The sequence below is a fragment of the Variovorax sp. 01T432 genome, from assembly GCF_056398605.1.
Genome location: NZ_JBFTPS010000025.1, coordinates 76,930 through 103,158, shown reverse-complemented (window position 1 = coordinate 103,158; position 26,229 = coordinate 76,930). Strand labels below are relative to the sequence as shown.

The 26,229-nt window shown below is 68.3% G+C and carries 26 protein-coding genes; 11 read left to right on the top strand and 15 right to left on the bottom strand.

Translation table 11 applies throughout. The features are described 5' to 3' along the window. Positions 1–31: 31 nt before the first annotated feature. The 6 genes from AC1DNF_RS19665 to AC1DNF_RS19640 all read right to left on the bottom strand — a co-directional run bounded on the left by AC1DNF_RS19665 (position 32) and on the right by AC1DNF_RS19640 (position 6,762). Positions 32–673 carry an alpha/beta fold hydrolase gene (locus tag AC1DNF_RS19665; RefSeq protein WP_478150288.1) on the bottom strand — a complete coding sequence of 214 codons (642 nt, stop codon included), beginning with the start codon at positions 671–673 and terminating at the stop codon, positions 32–34. Continuing rightward, a complete protein-coding gene (locus tag AC1DNF_RS19660; RefSeq protein WP_478150287.1) occupies positions 670–1,122 on the bottom strand; it encodes a MaoC family dehydratase in 453 nt (150 codons plus the stop codon). Before AC1DNF_RS19660 ends, AC1DNF_RS19665 begins: the two co-directional genes overlap by 4 nt. A 106-nt stretch (positions 1,123–1,228) precedes the next feature. Beyond that, positions 1,229–2,506 (bottom strand): benzoyl-CoA 2,3-epoxidase subunit BoxA, encoded by a 1,278-nt coding sequence (boxA, locus tag AC1DNF_RS19655; protein ID WP_478150286.1) that lies wholly within the window; start codon positions 2,504–2,506, stop codon positions 1,229–1,231. Between the two features lie 55 nt (positions 2,507–2,561). Continuing rightward, the gene (gene boxB, locus AC1DNF_RS19650) at positions 2,562–3,989 is read right to left on the bottom strand and encodes a benzoyl-CoA 2,3-epoxidase subunit BoxB (RefSeq protein ID WP_478150285.1); all 1,428 of its coding nucleotides are present in this window, start codon (positions 3,987–3,989) and stop codon (positions 2,562–2,564) included. Between the two features lie 9 nt (positions 3,990–3,998). Continuing rightward, positions 3,999–5,666, bottom strand: a complete 1,668-nt coding sequence (gene boxC / locus AC1DNF_RS19645) for a 2,3-epoxybenzoyl-CoA dihydrolase (protein ID WP_478150284.1) — start codon at positions 5,664–5,666, stop codon at positions 3,999–4,001. A 166-nt stretch (positions 5,667–5,832) separates the two neighbouring features. Continuing rightward, positions 5,833–6,762: a helix-turn-helix transcriptional regulator gene (locus tag AC1DNF_RS19640; RefSeq protein ID WP_478150283.1), complete on the bottom strand. Its 930-nt coding sequence runs from the start codon at positions 6,760–6,762 to the stop codon at positions 5,833–5,835. Between the two features lie 170 nt (positions 6,763–6,932). Between AC1DNF_RS19640 and AC1DNF_RS19635 the strand changes: the two genes are divergently transcribed. From AC1DNF_RS19635 to AC1DNF_RS19595, 9 genes are all read left to right on the top strand, one after another. After that, a complete protein-coding gene (locus AC1DNF_RS19635) occupies positions 6,933–7,403 on the top strand; it encodes a 4-hydroxylaminobenzoate lyase (protein WP_478150282.1) in 471 nt (156 codons plus the stop codon). Beyond that, positions 7,400–8,962, top strand: coding sequence for a 3,4-dehydroadipyl-CoA semialdehyde dehydrogenase (locus AC1DNF_RS19630; RefSeq protein WP_478150281.1), 1,563 nt, complete (start codon positions 7,400–7,402; stop codon positions 8,960–8,962). The genes AC1DNF_RS19635 and AC1DNF_RS19630 overlap by 4 nt, the downstream gene beginning before the upstream one ends. A 37-nt stretch (positions 8,963–8,999) precedes the next feature. Then, entirely contained in the window at positions 9,000–10,550 is a 1,551-nt protein-coding gene (locus tag AC1DNF_RS19625; RefSeq protein ID WP_478150280.1) for a benzoate-CoA ligase family protein, read from the top strand. Then, positions 10,547–11,347 (top strand): alpha/beta fold hydrolase, encoded by an 801-nt coding sequence (locus tag AC1DNF_RS19620; RefSeq protein WP_478150279.1) that lies wholly within the window; start codon positions 10,547–10,549, stop codon positions 11,345–11,347. The genes AC1DNF_RS19625 and AC1DNF_RS19620 overlap by 4 nt, the downstream gene beginning before the upstream one ends. Beyond that, a complete protein-coding gene (locus AC1DNF_RS19615) occupies positions 11,344–12,510 on the top strand; it encodes an ABC transporter substrate-binding protein (RefSeq protein ID WP_478150278.1) in 1,167 nt (388 codons plus the stop codon). The genes AC1DNF_RS19620 and AC1DNF_RS19615 overlap by 4 nt, the downstream gene beginning before the upstream one ends. Before the next feature lie 163 nt (positions 12,511–12,673). Beyond that, on the top strand, positions 12,674–13,546 hold the full coding sequence (locus AC1DNF_RS19610) for a branched-chain amino acid ABC transporter permease (protein WP_478150277.1): 873 nt from the start codon (positions 12,674–12,676) through the stop codon (positions 13,544–13,546). After that, positions 13,543–14,493 (top strand): branched-chain amino acid ABC transporter permease, encoded by a 951-nt coding sequence (locus AC1DNF_RS19605; protein WP_478150276.1) that lies wholly within the window; start codon positions 13,543–13,545, stop codon positions 14,491–14,493. The genes AC1DNF_RS19610 and AC1DNF_RS19605 overlap by 4 nt, the downstream gene beginning before the upstream one ends. Next, entirely contained in the window at positions 14,490–15,236 is a 747-nt protein-coding gene (locus tag AC1DNF_RS19600; protein WP_478150275.1) for an ABC transporter ATP-binding protein, read from the top strand. The genes AC1DNF_RS19605 and AC1DNF_RS19600 overlap by 4 nt, the downstream gene beginning before the upstream one ends. A gap of 149 nt (positions 15,237–15,385) precedes the next feature. Beyond that, positions 15,386–16,087, top strand: coding sequence for an ABC transporter ATP-binding protein (locus AC1DNF_RS19595; RefSeq protein WP_478150274.1), 702 nt, complete (start codon positions 15,386–15,388; stop codon positions 16,085–16,087). 38 nt (positions 16,088–16,125) lie between these two features. Here the strand turns inward: AC1DNF_RS19595 and AC1DNF_RS19590 are convergent, their stop codons facing one another. Further along, positions 16,126–17,295 (bottom strand): MFS transporter, encoded by a 1,170-nt coding sequence (locus tag AC1DNF_RS19590; RefSeq protein WP_478150273.1) that lies wholly within the window; start codon positions 17,293–17,295, stop codon positions 16,126–16,128. Positions 17,296–17,502: 207 nt separating this feature from the next. On the opposite strand from AC1DNF_RS19590, the gene AC1DNF_RS19585 reads away from it, so the two are divergent. Then, positions 17,503–17,754, top strand: a complete 252-nt coding sequence (locus AC1DNF_RS19585; RefSeq protein ID WP_478150272.1) for a hypothetical protein — start codon at positions 17,503–17,505, stop codon at positions 17,752–17,754. Between the two features lie 22 nt (positions 17,755–17,776). Continuing rightward, the gene (locus AC1DNF_RS19580) at positions 17,777–18,127 is read left to right on the top strand and encodes a hypothetical protein (protein WP_478150271.1); all 351 of its coding nucleotides are present in this window, start codon (positions 17,777–17,779) and stop codon (positions 18,125–18,127) included. 13 nt (positions 18,128–18,140) lie between these two features. Here AC1DNF_RS19580 and AC1DNF_RS19575 read toward each other — a convergent pair whose 3' ends face one another. From AC1DNF_RS19575 to gsiB, 8 genes are all read right to left on the bottom strand, one after another. Then, complete coding sequence (locus AC1DNF_RS19575; RefSeq protein WP_478150270.1) at positions 18,141–18,371, bottom strand: hypothetical protein; 231 nt, start codon at positions 18,369–18,371, stop codon at positions 18,141–18,143. A 12-nt stretch (positions 18,372–18,383) separates the two neighbouring features. After that, complete coding sequence (locus AC1DNF_RS19570; protein ID WP_478150269.1) at positions 18,384–19,661, bottom strand: hypothetical protein; 1,278 nt, start codon at positions 19,659–19,661, stop codon at positions 18,384–18,386. A 47-nt stretch (positions 19,662–19,708) separates the two neighbouring features. Then, the gene (locus AC1DNF_RS19565; RefSeq protein ID WP_478150268.1) at positions 19,709–20,719 is read right to left on the bottom strand and encodes a lysylphosphatidylglycerol synthase domain-containing protein; all 1,011 of its coding nucleotides are present in this window, start codon (positions 20,717–20,719) and stop codon (positions 19,709–19,711) included. A 94-nt stretch (positions 20,720–20,813) separates the two neighbouring features. Then, the gene (locus AC1DNF_RS19560; RefSeq protein WP_478150267.1) at positions 20,814–21,632 is read right to left on the bottom strand and encodes a M55 family metallopeptidase; all 819 of its coding nucleotides are present in this window, start codon (positions 21,630–21,632) and stop codon (positions 20,814–20,816) included. Next, the gene (locus tag AC1DNF_RS19555) at positions 21,629–22,735 is read right to left on the bottom strand and encodes a DmpA family aminopeptidase (RefSeq protein ID WP_478150266.1); all 1,107 of its coding nucleotides are present in this window, start codon (positions 22,733–22,735) and stop codon (positions 21,629–21,631) included. The genes AC1DNF_RS19560 and AC1DNF_RS19555 overlap by 4 nt, the downstream gene beginning before the upstream one ends. Continuing rightward, a complete protein-coding gene (gsiD, locus tag AC1DNF_RS19550; RefSeq protein WP_478150265.1) occupies positions 22,704–23,618 on the bottom strand; it encodes a glutathione ABC transporter permease GsiD in 915 nt (304 codons plus the stop codon). The genes AC1DNF_RS19555 and gsiD overlap by 32 nt, the downstream gene beginning before the upstream one ends. A gap of 7 nt (positions 23,619–23,625) precedes the next feature. Further along, positions 23,626–24,546: a glutathione ABC transporter permease GsiC gene (gene gsiC / locus AC1DNF_RS19545; protein WP_478150264.1), complete on the bottom strand. Its 921-nt coding sequence runs from the start codon at positions 24,544–24,546 to the stop codon at positions 23,626–23,628. Positions 24,547–24,615: 69 nt separating this feature from the next. Continuing rightward, positions 24,616–26,169, bottom strand: a complete 1,554-nt coding sequence (gene gsiB, locus AC1DNF_RS19540; protein WP_478150263.1) for a glutathione ABC transporter substrate-binding protein GsiB — start codon at positions 26,167–26,169, stop codon at positions 24,616–24,618. Positions 26,170–26,229: the final 60 nt, after the last annotated feature.

The window sequence follows — 26,229 nt, the reverse complement described above, 5'->3', positions numbered from 1 at the left end:
GAGCCGTTCTGCCAAGCGCATCACAGTCGGCTTATCCCCAACGATCAGACTCTTCATCCACGACTCCTTGAAGTACGTGGATAGACATCATATCTAATCTATTGAACGCAAAATGGTATGAATCCGGCAGCGGGCCGGCCGGTGCGGGCCATCGCGTCAGGCCTCCGGCCCTGGCGACCGCGGCGGCGGCTTCCGGCTCGCCCAGGTAGGGCGCCAGCGCCAGGATGCCGGCCACGTCGCCGGGATACTCGTCGGCGTACAGCAGCGCGCCGAAGCCGCCGAGCGAGATGCCGGCCATCCAGATCGACGCGTAGCCGCTGGCCTGCGCGGGCGCGATGACGTCGGCGCGCAGGCGCTCGAAGATGCTGCGGTCCATGTAGTAGCCCATATGCGCGTCAGCGCGCAGCACGTCGACCGCCAGGCCGAGGGAGCGCACCTCGGCGATGAAGCCCTCGTCTTCCAGTTCACGCATGGCCATGCCTCGCCCGGGCAGCATGACGAGCAGCGTGCGGGCTTGCGCGGTGCAGGTGCTCCTGTCCAGGAGGGAGGGCATCGGCACGACCGCTTCGCGCGGGATCAGGCCGGACCCGGAGAGGCCGCAGGCGGCGAGCGCGGCTGCGGCGCTCGCCCACAGGCCGAGCCGCCGCCGTGGGGAGGCGGGATCGGCCGTCATGCCTTGCCCGGCGCGGAGCCCAGCCTGAACAGGCTGGTCGCCTGCAGGTCCAGCACCGGCAGGTCGCGCTGGTTGATGAGCCGCCAGCGCCAGCGCAGGATGCCCAGTGTCGGCTTCTTCTCCGATCGGCGAACTTCGATCACGTCGGCCACGAGCCGCAGCGTGTCCCCCGGGCGCACGGGGTTGGGCCAGTGCAGATGCGCGAGGCCCGGCGAGGCGAAGGATTCGGAGTCCGCCAGCGCCGCGTCGGTGATGAGCCGCATCGCGATGGCACCGGTGTGCCAGCCGCTCGCGATGAGCCCGCCGAAGGGCCCTTCGGCGGCCAGCGCCGGGTCGGTGTGGAACCACTGCGGGTCGTAGGCCTTGGCAAACTGCAGCAGCTCCGCCTCGGTCACGACATAAGGTCCGGCCTCGATCACCTGCCCCGCGTGAAAGTCAGCGAATTTCATCGAGGGGATTGTGGATGAGGCTAAGTAGTTCGCCATCAGGCAGGCCTGACCCCGGGGCATGAAACCGGGGTCACAGTCAAATTCGGCGTTCGATGGCATGAGTTTCTTAGTAGGTCTCGAGGTGCAGCCGCCCCTCGCGCTTGAGACTGGCGCCCACGGTGTCCCAGTCCAGCCCGGCGTCGGTGGCCACGTCGCGCAGGGCGAGGACCACGCCCTCTTCCATGCTCTTCAGGCCGCAGACATAGAAGTGGCTCTGGCCGTCCTTGAGCAGCGCGGCCAGGTCGGCGGCGCGCTCGCGCATCGCGTCCTGCACATAGCGCTTGGGCTGGCCCGGGGTGCGCGAGAAGGCGAAGTTGATGTCGATGAAGTCCTTGGGCAGCGTCTGCAGCGGTCCGAAGTACGGCAGCTCCTGCTGCGTGCGCGCGCCGAAGAAGAGCATCAGCTTGCCGCCCTCGAACTTGCCGCTCTTGCGCAGGCGTCGGCGCCATTCGGTCATCGCGCGCATGGGGGCGCTGCCGGTGCCGGTGCAGATCATCACGATGTGCGACTTCGGGTGGTTCGGCATCAGGAAGGAGCTGCCGAAAGGGCCGATGACCTGCACCTTGTCGCCGACCTTGAGGTCGCACACGTAGTTGCTGCACACGCCGCGCACGGGCTTGCCCTGGTGGTCTTCGAGCACCCGCTTCACGGTCAGCGAGATGTTGTTGTAGCCCGGCCGCTCGCCGTTGCGCGGACTGGCGATCGAGTACTGGCGCGCGAAGTGCGCCTTGCCGTTGGCGTCGGTGCCCGGCGGGATGATGGCGATGGACTGGCCTTCCAGCACCGGGAAGGGCATGGCGCCGAAGTCGAGCACGATGTGGTGCGTCTGGTTCTCGTAGCCGGCCTCGGTGCAGTTGAAGTTGCCCACCACGGTCGCGGTGGTGGGGCTCTTCGGCGGATGGAGGTTGGTGTAGGCGTGGGCGGCCGACCACGGGGGGACGGTGGCGCCGTACTGGGCCGAGTTGAAGGCGACCTCGCCGGGCGCCGCGGGCGGCTGCGGCACGGCGGCGGGCACCTGCATCAGCGCCTCCTGCGGCGCGCCGACGCCGTCGGCCTCGAGCTGCTCGGGCGTGAGCTCGGCGGGCAGTTCGTCCCAGGTCAATTGCTCCTCGATCGAGTAGGCGCGTGCGATCGGCATGGTGCGCCAGTTGTCGATGGAGCCCGTGGGGCACGGCGAGATGCACGCCATGCACCCGTTGCACACGTCCGCGCGCACGACGTAGTTGCGGTCGTCGTGGGTGATCGCATTGACCGGACAGGTCGCTTCGCAGGTGTTGCAGCGTATGCAGATTTCGGGGTCGATCAAGTGCTGCCTGATCACCCCGATGTCGACGGCCATGTCCATAAAGTTGTCTCCTTGGGTCCTCCCCCCAGTCGGGGGAAGGAATCGGTGCAGTGTCTCAGCCGAAGCGGACGTATTCGAAATCGACGGGCTGTCGGTTGATGCCCATCACCGGCGGCGCGATCCAGCCGGCGAACTTGCCGGGGTCGACCACGCGGCCCATCAACGATGCCACGAAGGCGAAGTCTTCGCTGGTGGGCAGCCATTCGCTCTTCCTGGCGGCCCATTCGGTTTCGCTCACCACGCGGCCGTCGGGGGACATCTTGATGCCGGCCAGGGCGCCGATCTGGCGGTTGAAGGCCTTGTGGGGCACGGTCAGCCGCGTGGGGATGCCGGCCTTCTCCAGCACCTTGTTCCAGCGGTTGACGCCGGCCACGGAGTCCTTGATGAAGTCGTCGCGCAGCACTTCGTTGAGCGCGTTGAGCATGGGGACGTCCTTCTCCTGGAGCTGGCCGTTCACCACTTCGAGCACCTTGTAGGTCTGGCTCTTGAGCACGTGGTCGTCGACGCGCTTGCCTTCTTCGTAGCGGCCCTTGAGGCCGGAGCTGTAGAAGGTGGCGGCGTTGCTCGACTGGTCGGCGCCGAACAGGTCGATGGTGACGCTGTAGTGGAAGTTCAGGTAGCGCTGGATGGTGCCGAGGTCGATGGCACCGGCGGCGCGCACCTTCTGCGGGTCGTCGGTCTTGAGCTCGTTCATCACGGCGGCGGTGCGCGAGAGCACGCGCGAGACGCCGCTTTCACCCACGAACATGTGGTGGGCTTCCTCGGTCAGCATGAACTTGGTGGTGCGCGCGAGCGGGTCGAAGGCGCTTTCGGCCAGGGCCGAGAGCTGGAACTTGCCGTCGCGGTCGGTGAAGTACGTGAACATGAAGAACGCCAGCCAGTCGGGCGTCTTCTCGTTGAAGGCGCCCAGGATGCGCGGGTTGTTCTGGTCGCCCGAGGTGCGCTGGAGGAGCGCCTCGGCTTCCTCGCGGCCGTCGCGGCCGAAGTGCTTGTGCAGCAGGTAGACCATGGCCCACAGGTGGCGGCCTTCCTCGACGTTGATCTGGAAGAGGTTGCGCAGGTCGTACATGCTGGGCGCGGTGAGTCCCAGGTGGCGCTGCTGTTCGACGGACGCGGGCTCGGTATCGCCCTGCGTCACGATGATGCGGCGCAGGTTGGCGCGGTGTTCGCCGGGCACGTCCTGCCAGGCCTTCTCGCCCTTGTGGTCGCCGAAATGGATCTCGCGGCTGGCGTCGCCCGGGTTCAGGAAAATGCCCCAGCGGTAGTCGCGCATCTTGACGTGGCCGAACTGGGCCCAGCCCTGCGGGTCCACGCTGACGGCGGTGCGCAGGTAGACGTCGTAGTTGGTCGAGCCCTCGGGGCCGACATCGTCCCACCAGTTGATGAAGTTGGGCTGCCAGCCTTCGAGCGCGCGCTGCAGGGTGCGGTCTTCGCTCAGGTTGACGTTGTTCGGGATCTTTTCGCTGTAGTCGATGGTGCTCATGGGAGTTCCTTAAACGCGGTTGAGATCGAAGCCGGCCTTCTCGCCGGTGCCGTAGACCTTGAGGGCACCCTTTTCGCCGACGGCGTTGGGGCGGTTGAAGATCCAGTTCTGCCAGGCCGTGAGGCGGCCGAAGATGCGGGTGAGCATGTTCTCCTGGCTGGCGAAGCGCAGGTTCGCTTCGAGGCCGGTGAGCGCGTCGGGCGACATGGCGGCGCGCTCCTCGATGGCGATGCGGATTTCGTCGCTCCAGTCGATGTCGTCCGGCGCCATGGTGACCAGGCCCAGCGTGAGCGCTTCGTCGGCGTCGAGCGCCTTGCCGGCGGCACCGCGCGCGGCTTCCATCGGCGCGCTCTCTTCATAGAAGCGGCGTTGCAGGCGGCTCTGGTCGTTGACCATCGGATAGAAGCCGAAGTTGAACTCGTTGAGCGTGAGCTTCGGCGCGCGCGCGGCATCGTCGGGCAGCGCGAGCATGTAGCTGCGGTCGGCCGACAGGGCGATCTCGGCCAGCGTGCCGGCGAAGCAGGAGCCGGACTCGATCAACGCGAAGAGGCTGCGCGAGGAGACGTCGAGGCGCGCGAGCGTGCGGCGCAGCGCGCCGATGGTCTCGCGCACCAGCCAGTGGTCCTGGTGGGCGAGCATGGTGGCGTCGCTGGCGAGCACGGCCTGGGCGTCGCCCTCGGTCTTGAGCAGCCAGGTGCCGATGTCCAGCTCGTTGGTGCGCATGTTGAGGATGGCGTCGTCGAGCTGGCGCGCCATGGCGAGCGGCCACCATGCGGCACCGGCGGCTTCGATGCCGGCGATGTCGGTGGGCTGCGCGCCGGCCGGGGCCTTGACGGTGAAGGTGGCGGTGCGGCGGGCGCGGTCGATCTCGATGGTGACGTGCTCGTAGCGCAGGCTGTCGGGGCCGTCCTCGCGCTCGATGCGCGGCAGGCTCAGGCCCTTGCCGCCCTGGCGCATGCTGGCTTCGCCCAGCTTGGCGGCGCGCTCCTGCACGACGGTGGCGAACTGCGCGGGCTTGGCGATGGCATCGACCAGGCGCCAGTCGACCGCGCGCTGGCCGCGCACGCCTTCGACGCTGGTGCAGAAGATGTCGGCAAGGTCATGGCGCACGTGGCGCTTGTCGGTGACGCGGGTCAGGCCGCCGGTGCCGGGCAGCACGCCGAGCAGCGGCACTTCGGGCAGCGAGACGGAAGAGGAGCGGTCGTCGACCAGCACGATCTCGTCGCAGGCCAGCGCCAGTTCGTAGCCGCCGCCGGCGCAGGCGCCATTGACCGCGGCGAGGAACTTGAGGCCCGAGTGCTTCGACGAGTCCTCGATGCCGTTGCGCGTCTCGTTGGTGAACTTGCAGAAGTTCACCTTCCAGGAATGGCTCGACACGCCGAGCATGAAGATGTTGGCGCCGGAACAGAAGATGCGGTCCTTGGCGCTGGTGACGATGACCGAGCGCACTTCAGGATGCTCGAAGCGCACGCGGTTCAGGGCGTCGGCGAGTTCGATGTCGACGCCCAGGTCGTAGCTGTTGAGCTTGAGCTTGTAGCCGGGGCGGATGCCGCCGTCTTCGGCGATGTCGAGCGAGAGCCGGGCCACCGCGCCTTCGACGCTGAGCTTCCAGTGGCGGTACTGCGTGGGGTCGGTGCGGTAGTCCACGCGGGCGGGGTGAGCAATGGTTTCAGTCATGTCGAGGTCTCCTGGGTGCCGTGTTTCGAGATCGTTCAAGGAACAATAGTGCAGCTATCGATCGCCGGGACATGCATCATGCTGCATGTTTTGGGACGCGTCAACCCTGGATCGACGTTTTTTTAAGGGCGCTTTCCGCGTCTCCTGGCTTCTTCAGTCCGGTTTCTCAGGCCGTCTGGCTCATCGTTTCCCGCACGGCGCCGCGCAAGGCCTCGAAGCTTTGCGCCAGGTCCCGCCCGGTGGTGTCGACACGGATGTCGGCCTTCGAATAGAAGGCGGCGCGCCCGCTCAGGATGCGGCGCAGGTCGTCCATGGCTTCCTTGCTGGCGGCCATGGGACGGGTGTCGCCCTGGGCGGCGACGCGGCCCATGTGTTCCTCCGGCGCGGCCTGCAGCCACACGGTGGTGCAGTGGGCGAGCAACTGGTTGAAGGTGGCCGGGTCCGAGACGATGCCTCCCGGCGTGGCGATGACGGCCTCGCTGTAGATCTGAACCGTTTCTTCCAGCGCGCGGCGCTCGTAGCGGCGGTAGGCGTTGGTGCCGTAGAGGTCATGGATCTCGCGCACGCTGCAGCCGGCGAACTTCTCGATCTCGCGGCTGAGTTCGATGAAGGGCACCTCGAGGTCGTCGGCCAGCATCTGGCCGAGGGTCGACTTGCCGGCGCCGCGCAGCCCGACGAGGGCGATGCGGCGATGCCGCCCCGGGTCGCCGGCGGCCGTGCCGAGCAGTTCGCCCAGCGCGATGCGGGCGCGGCGCAGGTCGGCTTCGCCGCGGCCCTCGAGCAGCTCGCGGATCAGCAGCCATTCGGGCGAGACGGTGGTGACGTCGCCGACCAGTTCGGCCAGGGAGCATTGCAGGGCGCCCGCGACCTGCTGCAGCACCAGGATGGAGGCATTGCCGATGCCGTATTCGAGGTTGGCGAGGTGGCGCTCGGAAACCTCGGCCGACTGGGCCACCGCCTTGCGCGTGAGCCCGCGGCGCGCGCGCAGGTTGCGCACGCGCTCGCCCAGCGCCACCAGCAGTGGGTTCTTGGCTTCCTCGGCCGGCACAGCCGGGTCGGCTAGCGCGGTCAGTACCGCGTCGGCGCGCTCATTCATGTCGATCCTTCGTCTCCACCGTTCGCCCTCTACGGGTAAACACCATAGATGCACTATATTGCTTGACACCTATTGTGTCGATGCTTATGGTTCGTGCACAGGCAAGATACTGCAGGCAAGCAAATGCCGCAAGCCGAAGCCGCAAGTTTCACTCACGGATGAACACACCCATGTCCAAGGAAAGCTTCCACCAGCTGGTCGCCAGCGTCACCGCGCAGATCGCCGGACGCCCGCTCGATGCCGGGCTCGACGAATGGCTCAACACCGAACTCGGCGCGGGCAGCCCCGGCTACGAAGCCTTGAAGCAGGCCTGCATCGAGGGCGTGGCCGAAGGCTGGCTGTGCGAGCGCGAAGGCGGCGGCATCCGCTACGGGCGGGTGTTCAAGGCCGAGGACGCGCTGCGCCGCTTTTCGGTCGACGTGGTCGACATGCGGGACATCGCCGGGCCGCATCACACGCATCCGGGCGGGGAAATCGACCTGATCATGCCGCTGGAAGGCGACGCGACCTTCGACGGCCGGCCCGCGGGCTGGTGCGTCTATGCGCCGGGCAGCGCCCATCACCCGACCGTCGCCCAGGGGCGCGCGCTCGTTCTCTATCTCCTGCCCGAGGGGCAGATCCAATTCACGAAGACCGCATGACCGAACTTCTCTCCAATTACGTCGCCGGCAAGTGGCAAGCCGGCAGCGGCGCGGGCACGCCGCTTTTCGACCCGGTGCTGGGCACCGAACTGGTCCGCGTCGACGCGACGGGGCTCGACCTGGCCGAGGCCTTCGGCTTCGCACGCGAAACCGGCGGCGCCGCGCTGCGCGCCCTCACCTACCGCCAGCGCGCCGGGCTGCTGGCCGCCGTGGTGAAGGTGCTGCAGGGCCGGCGCGACGCGTACTACGAGATCGCCACGGCCAACTCCGGCACGGTGAAGAACGACTCGGCCGTGGACATCGACGGCGCGATCTTCACGCTGGGCCAGTACGCCAAGTGGGGCGATGCGCTGGGCGATGTGCGCGTGCTGCGCGACGGCGACGCGGTGAAGCTGGGCAAGGAGCCGGTGTTCCAGTCGCAGCACCTGCAGGTGCCCACCCGCGGCGTGGCGCTCTTCATCAACGCCTTCAACTTCCCGGCCTGGGGCCTGTGGGAGAAAGCGGCGCCCGCCCTGCTCTCCGGCGTGCCGGTGATCGTGAAGCCCGGCACCTCGAGCGCCTGGCTCACGCAGCGCATGGTGCGCGACGTGGTGGATGCCGGCGTGCTGCCGGCCGGCGCGCTGTCGGTGATCTGCGGCAGCTCCAGCGGGCTGATGGACCAGCTCGCGCCCTTCGACGTCATGTCCTTCACGGGCTCGGCCGAGACGGGCGCGGCGATCCGCTCGCACGCGGCCGTGACGCAGCGCTCGGTGCGCGTGAACATCGAGGCCGACAGCCTCAACTCCGCCCTGCTGATGGCCGGCGCGGCGCCGGGCTCGGAGGCCTTCAACCTGCTGGTGCGCGAGGTGGTGCGCGAGATGACGGTGAAGGCGGGCCAGAAGTGCACGGCGATCCGCCGCATCTTCGTGCCGGCCGAGGTGTACGACGCGGCGGCGCAGGCCATCGGCGCCAAGCTGGCCGGCATCACGGTCGGCAACCCGCGCAGCGAAGGCGTTCGCATGGGCTCCCTGGTGAGCCGTGCCCAGCTGAATGCGGTGCGCGAAGGGCTGGAGGTGCTCAAGGCGCAGACCAGCGTGCTGCATGACGGCAGCCGGCAGCCGCTCATCGATGCCGACCCTGCCGTCGCGGCCTGCATCGGCCCGGTGCTGCTGGGCGCGCGCGATGCCGATGCGGCGCGCGGCGTGCATGAGGTCGAGGTCTTCGGGCCGGTGGCCACGCTGCTGCCCTATCGCGATGTGGATCATGCGATCGCGCTGGCGCATCGCGGGCAGGGCTCGCTCGTGACTTCGCTTTACGGCGCGGACGAAGCCGCGCTCGGCCAAGCGGCCGTGCAGCTGGCCGCGAGCCACGGGCGGGTGCATGTGATCACACCGGACGTGGCGCAGGCGCAGACGGGCCATGGCAACGTGATGCCGATGTCGATGCACGGCGGCCCCGGCCGCGCGGGCGGCGGCGCGGAGCTGGGCGGCTTGCGGGCGCTGGACTTCTACCACCGGCGCAGCGCGGTGCAGGCCAGCCCCGGCGTGCTGGCGCGGCTCGGGCTCGCGCCATCCGCCTAGAACGCATGCAGAGACAGAGATGACCCGAGGAGACACGATGAGCCTGCCCACCCCTTTCAATTTCGCCGAACACCTGTTCGCGCTCAACCGCGATCGCGCACAGAAGATCGCCTATGTCGACGACCGTGGCACGCTGAGCTATGGACAGCTGGAAGACCGCGCGCGGCGCCTGGCGTCCGGCCTGCTGGCGGCCGGCGTTCGCCGCGAAGACCGCGTGCTGCTGCTGATGCTCGACACCAGCGACTGGCCCGTGAGCTTCCTCGGCTGCCTCTATGCCGGCGTGGTGCCGGTGGCGGTGAACACCTTGCTCACGGCCGACGACTATGCCTACATGCTCGAGCACAGCGGTGCGAAGGCGGTGCTGGTTTCGGGGGCGCTGCTGCCGGTGCTGCAGGACGCGATGTCGAAGGCGCCGCACGAGGTGCGCGCGCTCTTCGTCTCGCAGCCCACCGGCGCGCTGCCCGATGGAGCGCACGATTTCGAGAGCGCGATCTTCGCCCAGCAGCCGCTGGCCGAGCCCGCGCCCACGGCGCCGGCCGACCACGCCTTCTGGCTCTACTCCTCCGGCTCGACCGGCAAGCCCAAGGGCACGGTGCACACCCACGCCAACCCGTGGTGGACGGCGGAGCTCTTCGGCAAGCCGGTGCTGGGGCTGACGGAGAACGACGTCTGCTTCTCGGCGGCCAAGCTTTACTTCGCCTACGGGCTGGGCAATGGCCTGACCTTCCCGCTGTCGGTCGGCGCCACGGTGCTGCTGATGGCCGAGCGCCCGACGCCCGCGGCCACCTTCCGGCGCTGGACCGGCGAGCACAAGCCGACCGTGTTCTTCGGCGCGCCCACGGGCTTCGCCGGCATGCTCGCCTCCGCGGCCCTGCCGGCGCGCGAGGCGGTGGCGCTGCGCATGTGTTCGTCCGCCGGCGAGGCGCTGCCGGCCGAGATCGCCCAGCGTTTCAAGCAGCATTTCGGCTGCGAGATCATCGACGGCATCGGCTCGACCGAGATGCTGCACATCTTCCTGTCCAACCGGCCGGGCGACATCCGCTACGGCACCACGGGCAAGCCGGTCGAGGGCTACGAGATCGAGCTGCGCGGCGAAGACGGCCAGCCGGTGCCTGTCGGCGAGGTCGGCGATCTCTACATCAAGGGCCCGAGTTCGGCGCTGATGTACTGGGCGAATCCGGAGAAGACCCGCGAGACCTTCAGCGGCGGCTGGACCAAGAGCGGCGACAAGTATTCTCGCGACGCCGAGGGCTACTACACCTACGCGGGCCGCAGCGACGACATGCTCAAGGTCAGCGGCATCTATGTCTCGCCCTTCGAGGTCGAGGCCACGCTGATGCAGCATCCGGCAGTGCTCGAAGCCGCGGTGATCGGCAAGGAAGATGCCGACGGGCTGACGAAGACCAAGGCCTACGTTGTGCTCCAGGCCGGCCGGTCGGTGACGGACGAGGAGCTGAAGGCCTTCGTGAAGGAGCGTCTCGCGCCCTACAAGTACCCGCGCTTCATCGAGTTCGTGGAAGAGCTGCCCAAGACGGCCACGGGCAAGATCCAGCGCTTCCGTCTTCGTGAACGGGAGCGCCAGGCGTGAGCCCGGCGTCGGAGTTCGCCGCCATCCGCTGGCGGGGAAAGGACGTGCGCATCGAGTACGCGCGCATCGCACCGGAGCGCACCGATGCGCCGCTGATCGTGTTCCTGCACGAGGGGCTGGGCTCGATCGCGATGTGGAAGGATTTTCCCGAGCGACTGTGCGAGGCCGGCGGCTATCGCGGACTGGTGTTCTCGCGCCCGGCCTATGGCCGCTCGACGCCGCGCGATGCGGACGAGCTGTGGGATGTCGACTTCATGCACCGCCAGGCGCATGAGGTGCTGCCTGCCTTCTTCGAGGCGATCGGCCTCGAAGAATCGCCCTGGCTCTTCGGCCACAGCGACGGCGGCTCGATCGCGCTGCTCCATGCCGCGCGCTTTCCCGAGCGGGTGGCCGGCCTGGTGCTGCTGGCGCCGCACATCTTCGTGGAAGAGCTGACCATCGCCAACATCGAGGAGGCGCGCAAGGCCTACCTGGGCACGGACCTGCCGAAGAAGCTCGCCCGCTACCACGACGATGTCGATTCCGCCTTCTGGGGCTGGAACCGCATCTGGCTGCATCCGCCCTTCCGGCAGTGGAACATCGAGGCCGAGCTCGGCACCATCCGCTGCCCGGTGCTGGCGATGCAGGGTGTGGACGACGAGTACGGCACACTCGCGCAGATTCGCGGCATCGCAGCGCGCGTGCCGGGCACGCAGTTGCTGGAGGTGCCCGACTGCGGGCATTCCCCGCATCGCGACCAGCCCGAAACGGCGATAGTTGCGACCGTTTCATTCATCAATAAAAGGAGACAACCATGACTCGACACATCGCGCGCACCGCGCTCACCGCCCTCGCGCTGGCCTGCATCGCCACGATCGGCCATGCCCAGCAAGGCAAGCTCAAGGTCGGCCTGATGCTGCCCTTCAGCGGCACCTATGCCGCGCTCGGCGCGGCCATCGAGAACGGCTTCAAGCTGCGCGTCGAGGAGCAAGGCGGCAAGCTCGGCGGCCGCGAGATCGAATACATCAAGGTCGACGACGAGTCGGACCCGGCCAAGGCGACCGACAACGTCAACAAGCTGATCAAGCGCGACAACGTCGACGTGATCATCGGCACGGTGCACTCGGGCGTGGCGATGGCGATGGCCAAGGCCGCGAAGGAGAGCGGCACGGTGCTGATCGTGCCGAACGCCGGCGCCGATGCGGTGACGGGCCCGATGTGCGCGCAGAACATCTTCCGCAGCTCCTTCTCGAACTGGCAGCCGGCCTATGCGATGGGCGAGGTCGCGGCCAAGCAGGGCAAGAAGACGGCGATGACCATCACCTGGAAGTACGCGGCCGGCGACGAGTCGGTCAACGGCTTCAAGGAAGGGTTCGAGAAGGGCGGCGGCAAGGTCGTGAAGCAGCTCAGCGTGCCCTTCCCCAATGTGGAGTTCCAGGCGCTGCTGACCGAGATCGCGGCGGCCAAGCCGGATGCGGTTTACTCCTTCTTCGCCGGCGGCGGCGCGGTGAAGTTCGTCAAGGACTACGCGGCGGCCGGCCTGAACAAGACCATCCCGCTCTACGGCCCGGGCTTCCTGACCGACGGCACGCTGGATGCGCAAGGCGATGCCGCGCAGGGCATGCTGACCACGCTGCACTATGCCGATGGCCTGAACACGCCGCGCGACAACGCCTTCCGCACCGCCTACGCGAAGGCCTTCAAGCTGCAGCCGGATGTGTATGCGGTGCAGGGCTACGACGCGGCGCAGATGCTCGGCATCGGCCTGACCGCCGTGAAGGGCGACATCGCGAAGAAGGCGGAGTTCGCCGCAGCCATCGAGAAGGCCCGCATCGACAGCCCGCGCGGCGCCTTCACGATCAGCAAGTCGCACAACCCGGTGCAGGACATCTACCTGCGCAAGGTCGAAGGCAAGGAAAACAAGATGGTGAACATCGCCGTGAAGAACCTGGCCGATCCCGCGCGCGGCTGCAAGATGTGAGGCACCCCGAGGCGGCGCGCACTCCGCGTCGCTTCGCCTTCCCCCCCTTGCAGGGGGCAACACCTGCGCCCCGGCGGAGCCGGTTCCGCGGTGTTTCCCGAATCGCGCTCTTGCGCCTCATGGACGCTCGTGTCCTCGACGAACCTACCCTGGAACCCGCAACGTGGATTTCGGTACCTTTCTTGTCCAATGCCTGAACTCGGTTCAGTACGGGCTGCTGCTGTTCCTGGTGGCCTCCGGCCTGACGCTGATCTTCGGCATCATGGGCGTGATCAACCTGGCGCACGGCAGCTTCTACATGCTGGGCGCCTACATGGCCTTCGCGCTGTCGCCGCTCTTTGGCGACCAGTTCATCGTGATGCTGGCGGCAGGCGTGGTGCTCGCCGCGGTGTTCGGCTATCTGCTGGAGTGGGCCTTCTTCAGCTATCTCTATCAGCGCGACCATTTGCAGCAGGTGCTGATGACCTACGGGCTCATCCTGGTGTTCGAGGAGCTGCGCTCGCTGCTGGTGGGCAATGACGTGCACGGCGTCAAGGCGCCGCCCTGGCTCGAAGGCAGCTTCGCGCTGGGCGACCTGATGAGCTATCCGTGGTATCGGCTGTTCGCCTCGGCCGCCTGCATCGTGCTGGCGATCGGGCTGTACTTCGTGGTGAACCGCACGCGGCTGGGCATGATGATCCGCGCCGGCGCGAGCAACCGCGACATGGTGCGCGGGCTGGGCATCGACATACGGCGGCTCTATCGCATCGTGTTCGCCGCCGGCGTGGCGCTGGCGGCGCTGGCCGGCATGATCGCCGCGCCGATGTCCTCGGTGTATCCGGGCATGGGGTCGAGCGTGCTGATCATCTGCTTCGTGGTGGTGGTGATCGGCGGCATCGGCTCGATCACGGGCGCGCTGATCGCTTCGCTGCTGGTGGGTTTCGTCGACACCTTCGGCAAGGTCTTCTTCGCCGAGCTGAGCGGCATGGGGGTCTACGTATTGATGGCGATGGTGCTGATCTGGCGCCCCGAAGGTCTGATGGGACGAAGGTCATGAGTACCCTGCGCCTCTGGCTGCCGCTCGTCTGCGCAGTCATCCTCGCCGTGCTGGGGCCGATGCTCAGCCCCTATCTCTCGGACCTGGTCGTGAAGGTGATGATCCTCGCGATCTTCGCCTTGAGCCTCGAACTGCTGGTCGGCATGACGGGGCTCGTGAGCCTCGGCCATGCGGCCTTCTACGGCATCGGCGCCTATGCGACCGTGCTGGGCTCGGGCAAGGAAGGCGGCTCGATCGCCTTGCTGCTGCCGCTGGCGATGGGCTGCGCGGCGGCCTACGCGCTGGTGGTCGGCGCCTTGAGCCTGCGCACGCGCGGCGTGTACTTCATCATGGTGACGCTGGCCTTCGCGCAGATGGCCTTCTTCGTGTTCCACGACACCGATGTCGGCGGCGGCAGCGACGGCATCTACATGTATGTGCGGCCGGCCCTCGGCGCGCTGGACATGGAAAAGGCCGGCGTGCAGTTCTACTTCGTGCTGGCGGCGCTGGCGTGCACCTACGGGCTGCTGGCGCTGATCCGCCGCTCGCGCTTCGGCGCCGCGCTGGCCGGCATCCGCGTGAACGAGCAGCGCATGCGGGCGGCGGGCTTCCCGGTCTATGCCTACAAGCTGGCGGCCTTCGTCATCGCGGGGGCGCTGGCAGGGCTGGCGGGCTTCCTGGTGGCGTCGCGCGACGGCGTGGTGAACCCGGAGCTGCTCGCGTGGAACAACTCGGGCGAGGTGCTGCTGATGATCATCCTGGGCGGCCTCGGCCACCTGCGCGGCGCGGTGATCGGCGCGGTGGCCTTCACGCTGCTGAAGGAACTGCTCTCGACGCACGCGCTGGTCGGGCCGCTGGCGGACCACTGGCAGCTGACACTCGGGATCGCGATCATCGCCTTCGTCGCGCTGCTGCCGAAGGGCATCATCGGACTCACGTCGCGCCTGTCGGCGAAGGGGGCGGCATGAACGTGCTGCTGTCGGTCGAATCGCTCACGCGCCGCTTCGGCGGCCTCGTGGCGGTCAACGCCGTGAACCTGGATCTTCGCCGCGGCGAAGTGCACGCGGTGATCGGCACCAACGGCGCCGGCAAGTCGACGCTGATCAATATGCTCTCGGGCGAGATTTCCGCCTCGGACGGGCGCATCACGCTCGACGGCGAGAACATCACGACGCGGGCGCAGTTCCGCCGCGCGCTGGCCGGCGTGGGGCGCAGCTACCAGCGCACCACGATCTTCCCGGAGTTCAGCGTGCTGGAGAACTGCCGCCTCGCGGCGCAGGCGGCGACGCCGCGGCCATGGGCGATCTGGCAGTCGGCAAAGCAATGCGCCACCAGCAATGCCGCCGCGCACGAGGCGCTGGCCGCCGCGGGCCTGAGCGCCGTCGCGGATCGTGTCGCGGGCACGCTGAGCCACGGCGCCAAGCGGCAGCTCGAGGTGGCAATGTGCCTGGCGACGAATCCGCGCGTGCTGCTGCTGGACGAGCCGCTGGCCGGCATGGGCGCAGAGGAGACCGAGCGCATGCTGGGCCTGCTGGCGAGCCTCAAGGCTTCGCACGCGATCCTGCTGGTGGAGCACGACATGGACGCGGTGTTCCGCATTGCCGACCGCATCACGGTGATGGTCAACGGCACGGTGATCGCGACGGGCGATCCGGCCTCGATCCGCACGAACCCCGAGGTGCGCACGGCCTACCTCGGAGAGGAACACTAGGATGAAACACCCCCGAAGCGCCTGCGGCGCCTCCCCCTCAAGGGGGCGATGCCGGCGGCCCGGCAAAGCCGGTTCCGCGGTATCCCTGGTATTTGGCCGCGCCGGTTTCGTGCGTCGCGGGTCTCGGCGAACACGGTGGAGCAACTGAGATGCTCGAGATCGAAGGACTCAACACTTACTACGGCGACAGCCACATCCTGCGCGGCGTGGATGTGCGGATACCAGCGGCGACCTCGGTCGGCCTGCTCGGACGCAACGGGATGGGCAAGACCACGCTGATCCGCTCGCTGATGGGCTATGTGCGGCCAGCCTCCGGCCGCGTGCGGCTCGACGAACAGGACGTGACCGGCTGGGCGCCGGAGAAGATGGCGCGGCGCGGCATCGGCTACGTGCCGGAGGGCCGCGGCATCTTCCCCAACCTCTCGGTGCGCGAGAACCTGCTGATGAGCGCGCGCGCAGGCATCGACGGCAAGCGCGAATGGACCTACGACCGCGTGATGACGACCTTCCCGCGGCTGACGGAACGGCTCTCGCACGGCGGGCAGCAGTTGTCCGGCGGCGAGCAGCAGATGCTCTCCATCGGCCGCGCGCTGATGACCAACCCGCGCCTGCTGATCCTCGACGAGGCGACCGAAGGCCTGGCACCGCTGATCGTGGCCGAGATCTGGCGCGTGATCGGCGACATCCGCGCCACCGGCATCGCGACGCTGATCGTGGACCGCGACTGGCGCAAGGTGCTGGCGCACACCGACCGCGCGGTGGTGATGGAGAAGGGGCTCATCGTGCGGCACGGCGCGTCGGCGGATCTGGTAGCCGCGCCCGAGGCGCTGGAGGAACTGCTGGGCGTCTGAGCCGCAGGCATGGCGCCCGGCAGATGGGGCTTGTTGCGTCAGGCTTCGGGCGAGGGGCGTCTGCCGCAGGCGATGGCCGCCAGCGCCAGCATCAGCGCGGCGACGCCGTAGATCCACACAGAAGCGACCAGCGGCAGCAGCAGGCCGGCGAGCATCGGGCCGGTGCCGGCGCCGATGTCGCGCCAGACCGAACGCGCGGCCAGCGCATGCAGGCGCTGCGGCCCGGGCGTGCGCCGCGCCACGATGGGCGGCAGCAGGGGCAATTGCAAGGCCCGCAGGACCACGATGGCGGCCGCGCAGCTCCATAGCCAGCCGGCGCCGAAGCCCACCAGCGCCACGGCCGTCACGAGCGACAGGCTCACCAGCAGGCGCTCGGCGCCGAAGCGCTCGGCCATGTGCCCGCCGACCGGGCTCAGGAAGATTTCCGCGAGGTAGCGCATGGCCATCAGCACGCCGGCCACGACCACCGCGCCGCCGGGCAGCAGGTCCTTGCCCAGGTACGACAGGCCGATGATGAAGAGGCCGTCGAGCGTCAGCCCCTCCATGAAGGACCAGCTGTCCAGGCTGTTGGGCCACTTGAAGCGGCGCTGCGGCTTCGTCACGGCATGAGGCGCCGAAGGCAGCCGCCGCGTCGCCCACAGCGCGAGCAGCGACACCACGGCCAGCACGAAGAAGATGGCCCGCGGGCCGCTCACGTACGCGAGCGCGGCGCCCAGGGGAAGGGCCACCACGGGCCCCATGGAAATAAAGGCGCGAGAGCGGCCGCTGCGCCGTGCCGCGCCGACCGGGTCGGCGGTCGACAGCACCTGGGTCGAGAGGTTGAGCGCGGCGAAGCACAGGCCCCACAGCAGGCGCAGCGGCAGCAGCGCCCAGAAGCCCGAGAGCGTGGCATAGCCCAGCGCGCACAAGGCGGCGGCGACGACGGCGAGGGTGCAGGTGGGACGGTCGCCGCGCCGCGCGTAGAAGCGCGCGACCCAGCCGTAGCCGGCGATGCGCACCAGCCGATTGGCCGCCAGCAGCATGCCGGCCTGCGCCAGCGTCACGCCGAACTGCGCGGCGTACATGGGCAGCAGCAGGTACAGCACCGTATCGGCCGGCAGCGACAGCCCCAGCGCGATGGCGGCATGGCGTGAATCCAGGTCGGTGGAAGGAAGCGGCACGGCGGGCGCGGGCTGCAGGGGCTGCGTGGCGGATGGGGGGGTGGACATCGATCTCCAGGATGCGCCTCGGGCACGGCGGCAGGGCGACATTAGCATCCTCGCTGAAGCGCGAGCCGGCGTGAAATGCTGCATGGCGCGGCTCAATTGACGCTCGAATCCATGGCTGTTCGGTCAATCGGAGCGGCGCCGCTCCCCACAGAATCACCGCAACCCAGCTTCGGATACCGGCGGACTCCTCGCCGCGAAGAACACGCAATGAACACAGAGCAGCAAGCACGACGGATCGTGCCCGAGACCCGGCGCGTGGCGCGGATCACGACGAAGAGATTTGCCGGCCCCTTCCTGGCGGTGATGGGCTACTACGCCATCGCGGTCGGCACCTTCGCGGTGATGGCTGCGTCGAGCGGGCCGGACGGCGATGTCCCGTCCTACGTCCGCTGTGCCATGGAAAACACGGGCCCGCTGGCGCTGCTCGCGGCATTTGCCGCCGGGCGCTGGTGGCATTGACGAAGACCGGGGTCATTACGCCGTGGACATCGAAGTCAAGTCGATCTCGCTGGGCGGACGCTATGTCGTGCAGGTGGAGCGCCGGGAGGCCCGCGATTCGCACGCGGGCTTTGCCTCGGAGCTATGGGATATGCAGACGGGCCGGTCGCTGTTCACGTTCACGGACGCCGACTGGTCCATCGAGCGCGCGCACTGGGCCAGCGAGTCGCTGGTGAGCATCGAGTTCCGCAAGCGCGCCGGACGGCCCGCGCCTCGCGGCCTCGTGGTCGGCATCGACTGCCTCCACGGGATCGCGAGAATCGGCAGCCGCGAGGAAGTGGGCCTGGATGCGCTGGAGAGCGCGTTGAAGACGATGCTGACGACGGCCGTCTGAGCCGCCGCACGCCTCAGGACGAGGAATGCTGTGAAAGGATGGGTGCCGGCTCGTTCGATGCCGGCCATTGCGCTTCATCGTCCGGCGCGAGTTCGCGCACTTCGGTGCGCAGCCCGCCGTTCGGATTGAGCACGGTGTAGCGCTCGGTCGGCACCGTCGCCTGGAACAGCGCCATCTCGTCCTTCAGCAGGTCCGTGAAGGACACTTCCGGAGCGGGAACGGAATTGAAAGCCAGGATTGCCATGAGGATGCCTCCTTAGGGATTGGGGCGCGCGGCCAAGTATATGGGCTTGTAGGTCTCCATCACATGAGTCAGGTGGTGGCGAAGCGGCGTCAATAAAGGCTCGAGCAGGGGCAGGTTCTCGTAGATCCTCGGGTTGTCGGTGTCCCGGTGGATGTTGAGGATCCCGAGCACGACGGACTCCCTGGACACCAGGTCCTGCGTGACCAGGGGCACGCAGACGAAGCTGCGCACGGTCTCCCGGATCGCCGGCTGGTCGAAGTAGGCAAGTGCCGCCGCCTGCGCCTCGGGCGGCAAGCCGCGATCGGCCATCTGCTGCTTGAGCAGCGGAATATTGCGCACCCCCGTGCAGATCATGTTGATGCAGGCGTCGACGGCGCCCGGCAAGGCCGGGCGTTGGTCTTCCACGCGCAGGGCCGGGCGCGGCTTTTCGTCGATCAGCATCGCGAAGCGCTGCAGCCGCCTGTCGCCGTCATGTTCATTGGAGGCGACCGACATGGCGGGAAGAATGTCCAGCACGCCGGCGGCGTTGTCGAGCGTCAGCGTGGGCAGCGAATAGTGCAGGCGCCCCGCCAGTTCGGCCTTGAGCGGCGAGGCGGCGGAGTCCTCGGCCTTCAGATAGATCATCAGGTTGACGCCGTATCGGATCTGCGAGCCCGGCGAAAGCTTTCCGTCGAATGCCCGCACCACGCCTTCGACCCATGTCAGCATCGCGCGCGCCAGGGCCTCGAGTTCGGCCGGCGGCCTGTTCTTGTTGGCGTCGAAGCCCCGGGCCAGGTGATCGCAGCGGTCGTAGGCGAGCTTGCAGGTTTCCAGCACGCCCCGGGGCGGCAGGGAGTGCAGCTGGTTCACCGAGTCGGTCAGCCTGTCCGCCTGGGAGGCCACGCCGCCGATCGCGGTGTTCAGCTTGGCGGATTGACCGGAGATGTCTTCGACGGTGCCGGTCAGCGAGGTGAGCAGGCCCCGGAGCTCGTCATTGGTCTTCCGGGCCTGGGCGGCCTTGGCAGCGTGGGTGCCCGCGCTCGCTAACGCCAGGGCGCCGAAGATCGCCCAGAACAGCGTCGGATGCCATGCGAAGGAGGCGCCGTGCAGCCAGGCGGGTGTCCAGAGGGTGTCGCCGATTTCCTTGGACCAGATCGTCAGCGTGTAGCCGGCGGCCATGGTGAGCAGCGCACGCAGGAGTTCGGCCCACTTCGAGGCGAAGGCCGAATCCCACCAGGTCTGGAAGATGTCCCATCGATCCCTGGCAGCCTCCCTCCAGGATCGATGGGTCGCACTGCTCGCAGTGGCCATGCGCAACCCCATTGTTGTTCTTGATGGGCCGAAAGTATGCGTCGGCGCTACGAAATGGGGAAGTCCCGCCTCCCGGCGGTATCGGCGGGATGAAGCGAGGCGTAGCGTTCGAGCGCCGCGTACAGCGCCAGCCCCCCGGCCAGAGGGAGAAGGTAATAGAGCGCCCGATAGGCCAGCACCGCGCCCATCAGCGCGCCCTGGCGCACGGAGCCCGACAGCAGCGCGAGGTAGACCGCCTCCAGGACGCCCAGCCCGGACGGAATCGGCACCAGCACGCCGACGATGGACGCGGCCATCAGAGTCCCGAGCGTCATGGCATAGGAAACCTGGCCGCCCAGCAGCAGGTACATCGCCGATCCCATCAGCGCCCAGTTCGTCGTCGAGAGCGCGAGTTGCACCAGTGCGAGCCGCGCGGAAGGCAAGCGCAGGCGCCGGCCTCGCACGGTCCACGCACGTCCGCGCGCCACTGCGCAAGCGAGGACGTAGCCGGCCGCGAGCAGGACCATCAGGACGCCGAGCGCGCGGAAGGTGCCGCCACCGAGGTGGGCCTGGCTCGGCGGCGTGATGGCGCCGGCGGCGAACAGGCTGCCGGCGAGCAGCCCGTAGCCGAGCCAGTTGGTCGCGAGGCTGAGCCCCACGACCTGCGCGATGGCGGCTTCGCCGAGACCCGCGCGCGCATAGAGCCGCGCGCGCAGGGCGATGCCGCCGACCAGCGAGCCGAGGTTCAGGTTGCACGCATAGCTGGTGACCGCGATGGCCCACGTGCGCCAGCGCGGCAGCGGGTCATGCGTGTAGCGCCTGCCGAGCAGGTCGAAACAGCCATAGAGGGCGTGACTCGCGGTCGCGAGACCCAGCACGCCGAGCAGGAGCAAGGGCCGGTAGCTCTTGAGCGCCCGCCAGGCGCCGGCCCAGTCGACCTCGTGCGCATGCGACAGCAGCAGGCCGAGGACGAGCACGCCGAAGGCCGGCAGCACCCATCGGCGGACGCGGCGCCAGAGCGACCATGCGCCGGCCGGGTTCGTGGTGTCGAAGGGGGGTGACGCATCGCTGCCGTTCATGGTTGCGGCGATCCTTGCCGCGACCGCGGCGCCATGCCATGCGCCGGCGGCGGCAGTGCGTGTCGGCGAAAACCTCGCGCGGCGGCCCTCGTCCTCAGCGCAGCATCGTCGACATGGCCGAGCAGCAATTGAGCATGCGCACGGCGGCTTCGACAGTGGGCGCGGGAAAGCGCAGCTCGGTGGAACCCATGCGCTCGAAGGCGGGCCACTGGCAGAAGAGGTCGGCCATGGCCGGCGCCTGGGTGCGCAGCGTGACCACCAGCGGGCCGGCGAAGACCAGCGGGCGAGCACCCGCGCGCGCTTTCAATCCCGCCAGCACGCCCGCGCGGATGGCCGCGCGCGAGTGCTCCGGGGACAGCGAGACGCCGCTCGTCTGCCCTGTCGCGCGCTTGGTCTGCACGAAAGTGGCGTGCGGAAAGAGCGCCTCGTTCTCCGCGATGAACACGTCGTCGCCGCTGCCCATGACCACCGGCGCGTTGTACTCGCCGGCCAGCGCCCCATAAAGGCCGGCCTCGCCGAGCTCGCGCTCGTTCAGCCAGATGCCGGCGAAGGCGAAGCTGTTGATGGTGTGGGCCAGGATGCCGCGGCCCTGCGCGCGCGAGTGGTAGCCGACCATGCACACCGCATCCACGCCCTCCTCCACGCCGGCGACCATGCTGAGATAGCGCGGCTTGCCCTGGACGGCGCGGGCGCGCGGGTCGAGCAGGTCCGGCGGCATGTTGCGGAAGCCCCCGTGCGAGTCGTTGACCAGCACCTCGGTCGCGCCCGCATCGAAGGCCCCGGCGATGGCCGCGTTGGCTTCCTGCGCCATCAGCACGCGGGCGCGCTCGTACTCGGGGTTGCCGGGCCGCGCCTGCTCGTGGTGGTAGACGCCGGCGACGCCCTCGATGTCGGTGGAGATCAGGACTTTCATGGGGAGGCGCTTGCGGCGAATGAGGACGGTGAAAGAAGATCGGACAGCGCTGTGCGGTGGTGGCCATCCCGGCCCGTCAGGGCGCGCGCTTGCCAGAGTGCGTGGACGATGGCCTGCTCGGTGCTATCGACCACGGCCTGGAACAGGCCGTCGAGCATGCCGTCGTGCAGCATGGCGATGGCCGGCATCGGCCGCTCGACCGCGTCGGGCACGGTGTAGGCGGTGGAAAAGGCCAGCGCGATGTCGCCGCTGCGGTGGCCGAAGACCGAGCCCGTGCGCGCCAGCCCGGCGCCCGCGCGCAGTGCCATGCGGCGCAGTTGTCGTGCATCCAGGGGCGCGTCGGTGGCGACGATGAGGATGATCGAGCCCATCTCCGGTTGCGGATCCGGCGGCGCGGCGGCGAGCCGTGCGGCCAGTTGCGCGCCGATGGGCCGGCCCGCCATCACCAGCTGCGGCAGGTTGCCGTAGTTCGCGAGCACCAGTGCCCCGACCGTGTGAACGCCAGCGCCCTGCCGGGGCACATGGCGCGAGGCGCTGCCGATGCCGCCCTTGAGCTGGAAGCTCGACATGCCGCGCCCGGCCCCGACCGCCCCCTCCTCGAACTCGGCGCCGGCGCATTCCAGGGCGCGAAGATAGTCGGCCTCGGTCACGGCCATGCGGCGGATGTCGTTGAGAAAGCCGTCGTTGCACTCGAAGACCAGCGGGTTGACGGTGGGCAGGCTGCGGCCGCATTCCGGATGGGCGGCCAGGCAATGGCGGATCTGCGCCGTGGCCACGGTGCCGACCGAGAAGGTGTTGGTGAGGGCGATGGGTGTTTCCAGCACGCCGAGCTCCTCGACCTGGACCAGGCCGACGCTCTTGCCGAAGCCGTTGAGCACCACGGAGGCGGCCGGCACCTTGTCGCGAAAGGGGTCGCCGGGGTGCGGGCGAAGCACCGTGACGCCGGTCTGGATGTCGCCCTCGTCGCGCGTGAGGTGGCCCACGCTGACGCCCACCACGTCGGTGATGGCATTGCGCGGGCCGGCGGGCAGGAGGCCGATGCGCGGCAGCGAGGCGCGTGCGAAGGGCGGCTTAGGCACGATCGATCTTGGGGTCGAGCGCATCGCGCAGCGCGTCGCCCAGCAGGTTGAAGGCCAGCACGGTGAAGAAGATCGCGAGGCTCGGGAACAGCGCCACGTGCGGCGCGTTGACCATGTCGGCACGGGCCTCGTTGAGCATCGCGCCCCATTCCGGCGTCGGCGGCTGCGCGCCCATGCCCAGGAAGGAGAGGCTGGCGGCCGTGATGATCGAGGTGCCCACGCGCATCGAGAAGTACACCACGATCGACGAGATGGTGCCCGGCAGGATGTGGCGCACGATGATGGTCCAGTCCGAGGCGCCGATGCTGCGCTCGGCCTCGATGTAGGTCTGGTGCTTGAGCACCAGCGTGTTGCCGCGCACCAGACGGGCGAAGGCCGGCACGCTGAACACCGACACCGCCACCACCACGTTGGTCATGCTGCTGCCGAGGATGGCGACCACGCCGAGGGCCAGCAGGATGCCGGGAAAGGCGAAGAGCACGTCGGAGATGCGCATCACGATGCGGTCCCACCAGCCCTCGTAGTAGCCCGCGAGCAGGCCGAGGGCGGTGCCGATGAGGCCGCCGGCCAGCACCGACAGGAAGCCGGCGGCCAGCGAGATGCGCGCGCCCATCAGGATGCGGCTGAGGATGTCGCGGCCCAGCGGATCGACGCCGAACCAGTGCGCCGACGACGGGCCGCTGTTGAGCATGTCGTAGTCGAAGAAGTTCTCGGCGTCGTAGGGCACGATCCACGGCGCGAACACGGCCACCAGCACCAGCAGCAGCACGAAGGCCGCGGCGACCAGGCCGACCGGCTGCTTCTTGAAGCGCCGCCAGCATTCGCCCCAGGGCGTGCGGACCTTGCCGTTGTCGGAGGCCACGGAGACGGTGAGCGCGGCGGGCATGTCGGGAGCTTGCGTGTTCATGGCCGCCTCACTTGTAGCGAATGGTGGGGTTGATGTAGCCGTAGAGCACGTCCACCACCAGGTTGATCAGGATGAATTCGAGCGAGAAGAGCAGCACCAGCGTCTGGATGACCGGGTAGTCGCGCATCTGCACCGAGTCCACGAGCAGGCGGCCGAGGCCCGGCCAGTTGAAGACGGCCTCGACCACGATCGAGCCGCCCAGCAGGAAGCCGAACTGCAGGCCCATCATGGTGACGACCGGGATCAGGGCATTGCGCAGCGTGTGCTTGGCGATGACGCTGAATTCCGCCACGCCCTTGGCGCGCGCCGTGCGCACGAAGTCCTCCTGGATGACTTCGACGAAGGAGGCGCGGGTGAAGCGCGCCATCACGGCCGCGACCGCCGCGCCCAGCGTCAGCGAGGGCAGGATGTAGTGTTTCCAGCTCCCGGCGCCGACAGTGGGCAGCCAGCCCAGGCCGACCGAGAAGATCTGCATCAGCAGCATGCCGAGCGCGAAGGCGGGAAAGGAGATGCCCGAGACCGCGAGCGTCATGCCCAGGCGGTCGGGCCATTTGTTGCGGTAGACCGCCGACACGATGCCGATGCCCATGCCGATCAACACGGCCCACACCATGCTGGTGAGGGTCAGCATCACGGTGGGCCCGAAGCGCTCGCCGATTTCGGCCGACACCGGCCGGCGCGTGCGGATGGAGGTGCCGAAGTCGCCCTGCAGGATGTTCGAGAAGAAGTGGATGAACTGCCGCGGCAGCGGCTGGTCCAGGCCCAGCTCCTTGCGCACCACCGCGACGGTCTGTTCGTCGGCCTCCTGGCCGGCGGCCAGGCGCGCCGGATCGCCCGGGAGCATGTGCACGAACAGGAACACCAGCACGGCCACGATGAGCAGTGTGGGGATCAGGCCCGCGAGTCGTTTGAGGAAGTAGTTCAGCATGGGGCAGGTGCCGCAAGGCGCGGCGGCGCGAGGCCGCCGCGGGGGACAGTCAGGAGGCTTGCAGGTCGATCAATCGGACACCGCGACGGCGTCCGAGTTGATGTTGCCGTCAGGCATCACGTACACGCCCGACAGGCGCTTGGCATGGGCCGAGAGGTTCTGCTCGGTGACCAGCGGCAGGCGCGGCAGGTCCTTGCGGATCTGTTCCTGCGCGGTCTTGTAGAGGGCGGCCTTCTCGCCGTCGTCCACGGTGACGAGCGCCTTGGCGATGCTCGCATCGACCACATCGTTCTTGTAGTACGACATGTTGTTGAGCTTGGGCGCCCAGGCCTCGGATGCGAACAGCGGGCGCAGTCCCCAGTCGGCCTCGCCGGTGGAGGAGGACCAGCCGGTGTAGTACATGCGGACCTTGGCGGTCTTCGGATCGGCCCAGGTGTCGACCCACTCGGTGCGCTGGCCCACTTCGAGCGCCTGCACCTGCAGCTTGATGCCGACCTGCGCGAGCTGCTGCTGCACGAACTGGATGGCCTTCTGCGCCGTCGTGTTGTTGTAGGCGCTCCACAGCGTCGACTCGAAGCCGTCCGGGTAGCCGGCTTCCTTGAGCAGTTCCTTCGCCTTCTTCACGTCGTAGGGCACGGGGTCCATCTTCTCGGCGAACTTCACGCCCTGGGGCACCACGCCCTGGGCCGGGAAGGCGTAGCCGCCGAAGGCGACCTTCGACAGGGCTTCCTTGTTGATGGCGTAGCCGATGGCCTCGCGCACCTTCGGGTTGTCATAGGGCTTCTGCAGCACGTTGAAGCTGAGGAAGCGGGTGATGATCGACGGCGTCGCGACGACGACGAGCTTGTCGCTCTTCTTCAGAAGCTCGGCCTGCTCGTAGGGGACGGGGAAGGCGAAGTCGGACTCGCCGGTCTGCAGCATGGCCGCGCGCGTGTTGTTCTCGAGCACGGGCTTCCAGGCCACGGTGTCGACCTTGGGGAAGCCCTTCTTCCAGTAGCCGTCGAACTTCTTGCCGCGGACCGCTTCGGTCTGCTTCCACTCGACGAACTCGAAGGGGCCGGTGCCCACGGGATGGAAGGCGATGTCCTTGTTGCCCCACTTCTTGAGCGCGGTGGGCGAGATCATCGCGGCCGAGGCGTGGGCCAGCGAATTGATGAAGGGGCCGAAGGGCTCCTTGAGCGTGAAGCGCACGGTCGTGGGGTTCAGGGCCTCGACCTTGCTCACGCGGTTGAACTGGTTGTAGCGCAGCAGCTTGTTGTCCTGGTTCAGCACGCGGTCGATCACGAACTTCACGGCCTCGGCGTTGAAGTCGGTGCCGTCGTGGAACTTCACGCCGGTGCGCAGCTTGATGGTGTAGACCAGGCCGTCCTTCGACACTTCGTAGCCTTCGGCCAGCACGGGCTGCACGTTGAGGTCCTTGTCGAACTGGAAGAGGCCTTCGTAGAAGGACTTGGTGACCGCGGTGGTCAGCGTCGTGTTGGTGTTGTAGGGGTCCAGCGTCTCGGGCGCGGCGTTGATGGCCAGCACGACATCGCGCGCGGCCAGGGCGCTGCCCGAGGCGGCCAGCATCGCCAGGCCCAGCAGCGTGGATGCCCATCGAAGGGTGGAGGGGGATTGCTTCATGGATGAACTCCAGTGGGGGGTGACAAGAAAAACAGGTCTGGCCTGCGGATGGAAAAAAGA

Bases quoted from the DNA above. Each gene is read 5' to 3' on its own strand.
- AC1DNF_RS19575 (WP_478150270.1), bottom strand. From the start codon at position 18,371: ATGGCAATCCTGGCTTTCAATTCCGTTCCCGCTCCGGAAGTGTCCTTC.
- AC1DNF_RS19560 (WP_478150267.1), bottom strand. From the start codon at position 21,632: ATGAAAGTCCTGATCTCCACCGACATCGAGGGCGTCGCCGGCGTCTAC.
- boxC (WP_478150284.1), bottom strand. From the start codon at position 5,666: ATGACTGAAACCATTGCTCACCCCGCCCGCGTGGACTACCGCACCGAC.
- AC1DNF_RS19630 (WP_478150281.1), top strand. From the start codon at position 7,400: ATGACCGAACTTCTCTCCAATTACGTCGCCGGCAAGTGGCAAGCCGGC.
- AC1DNF_RS19570 (WP_478150269.1), bottom strand. From the start codon at position 19,661: ATGGCCACTGCGAGCAGTGCGACCCATCGATCCTGGAGGGAGGCTGCC.
- AC1DNF_RS19595 (WP_478150274.1), top strand. From the start codon at position 15,386: ATGCTCGAGATCGAAGGACTCAACACTTACTACGGCGACAGCCACATC.
- boxB (WP_478150285.1), bottom strand. From the start codon at position 3,989: ATGAGCACCATCGACTACAGCGAAAAGATCCCGAACAACGTCAACCTG.
- AC1DNF_RS19640 (WP_478150283.1), bottom strand. From the start codon at position 6,762: ATGAATGAGCGCGCCGACGCGGTACTGACCGCGCTAGCCGACCCGGCT.
- AC1DNF_RS19660 (WP_478150287.1), bottom strand. From the start codon at position 1,122: ATGAAATTCGCTGACTTTCACGCGGGGCAGGTGATCGAGGCCGGACCT.
- AC1DNF_RS19600 (WP_478150275.1), top strand. From the start codon at position 14,490: ATGAACGTGCTGCTGTCGGTCGAATCGCTCACGCGCCGCTTCGGCGGC.
- AC1DNF_RS19585 (WP_478150272.1), top strand. From the start codon at position 17,503: ATGAACACAGAGCAGCAAGCACGACGGATCGTGCCCGAGACCCGGCGC.
- AC1DNF_RS19615 (WP_478150278.1), top strand. From the start codon at position 11,344: ATGACTCGACACATCGCGCGCACCGCGCTCACCGCCCTCGCGCTGGCC.
- AC1DNF_RS19625 (WP_478150280.1), top strand. From the start codon at position 9,000: ATGAGCCTGCCCACCCCTTTCAATTTCGCCGAACACCTGTTCGCGCTC.
- AC1DNF_RS19555 (WP_478150266.1), bottom strand. From the start codon at position 22,735: ATGCGCTCGACCCCAAGATCGATCGTGCCTAAGCCGCCCTTCGCACGC.
- AC1DNF_RS19605 (WP_478150276.1), top strand. From the start codon at position 13,543: ATGAGTACCCTGCGCCTCTGGCTGCCGCTCGTCTGCGCAGTCATCCTC.
- gsiC (WP_478150264.1), bottom strand. From the start codon at position 24,546: ATGCTGAACTACTTCCTCAAACGACTCGCGGGCCTGATCCCCACACTG.
- AC1DNF_RS19635 (WP_478150282.1), top strand. From the start codon at position 6,933: ATGTCCAAGGAAAGCTTCCACCAGCTGGTCGCCAGCGTCACCGCGCAG.
- AC1DNF_RS19590 (WP_478150273.1), bottom strand. From the start codon at position 17,295: ATGTCCACCCCCCCATCCGCCACGCAGCCCCTGCAGCCCGCGCCCGCC.
- AC1DNF_RS19565 (WP_478150268.1), bottom strand. From the start codon at position 20,719: ATGAACGGCAGCGATGCGTCACCCCCCTTCGACACCACGAACCCGGCC.
- gsiD (WP_478150265.1), bottom strand. From the start codon at position 23,618: ATGAACACGCAAGCTCCCGACATGCCCGCCGCGCTCACCGTCTCCGTG.
- gsiB (WP_478150263.1), bottom strand. From the start codon at position 26,169: ATGAAGCAATCCCCCTCCACCCTTCGATGGGCATCCACGCTGCTGGGC.
- AC1DNF_RS19665 (WP_478150288.1), bottom strand. From the start codon at position 673: ATGACGGCCGATCCCGCCTCCCCACGGCGGCGGCTCGGCCTGTGGGCG.
- boxA (WP_478150286.1), bottom strand. From the start codon at position 2,506: ATGGACATGGCCGTCGACATCGGGGTGATCAGGCAGCACTTGATCGAC.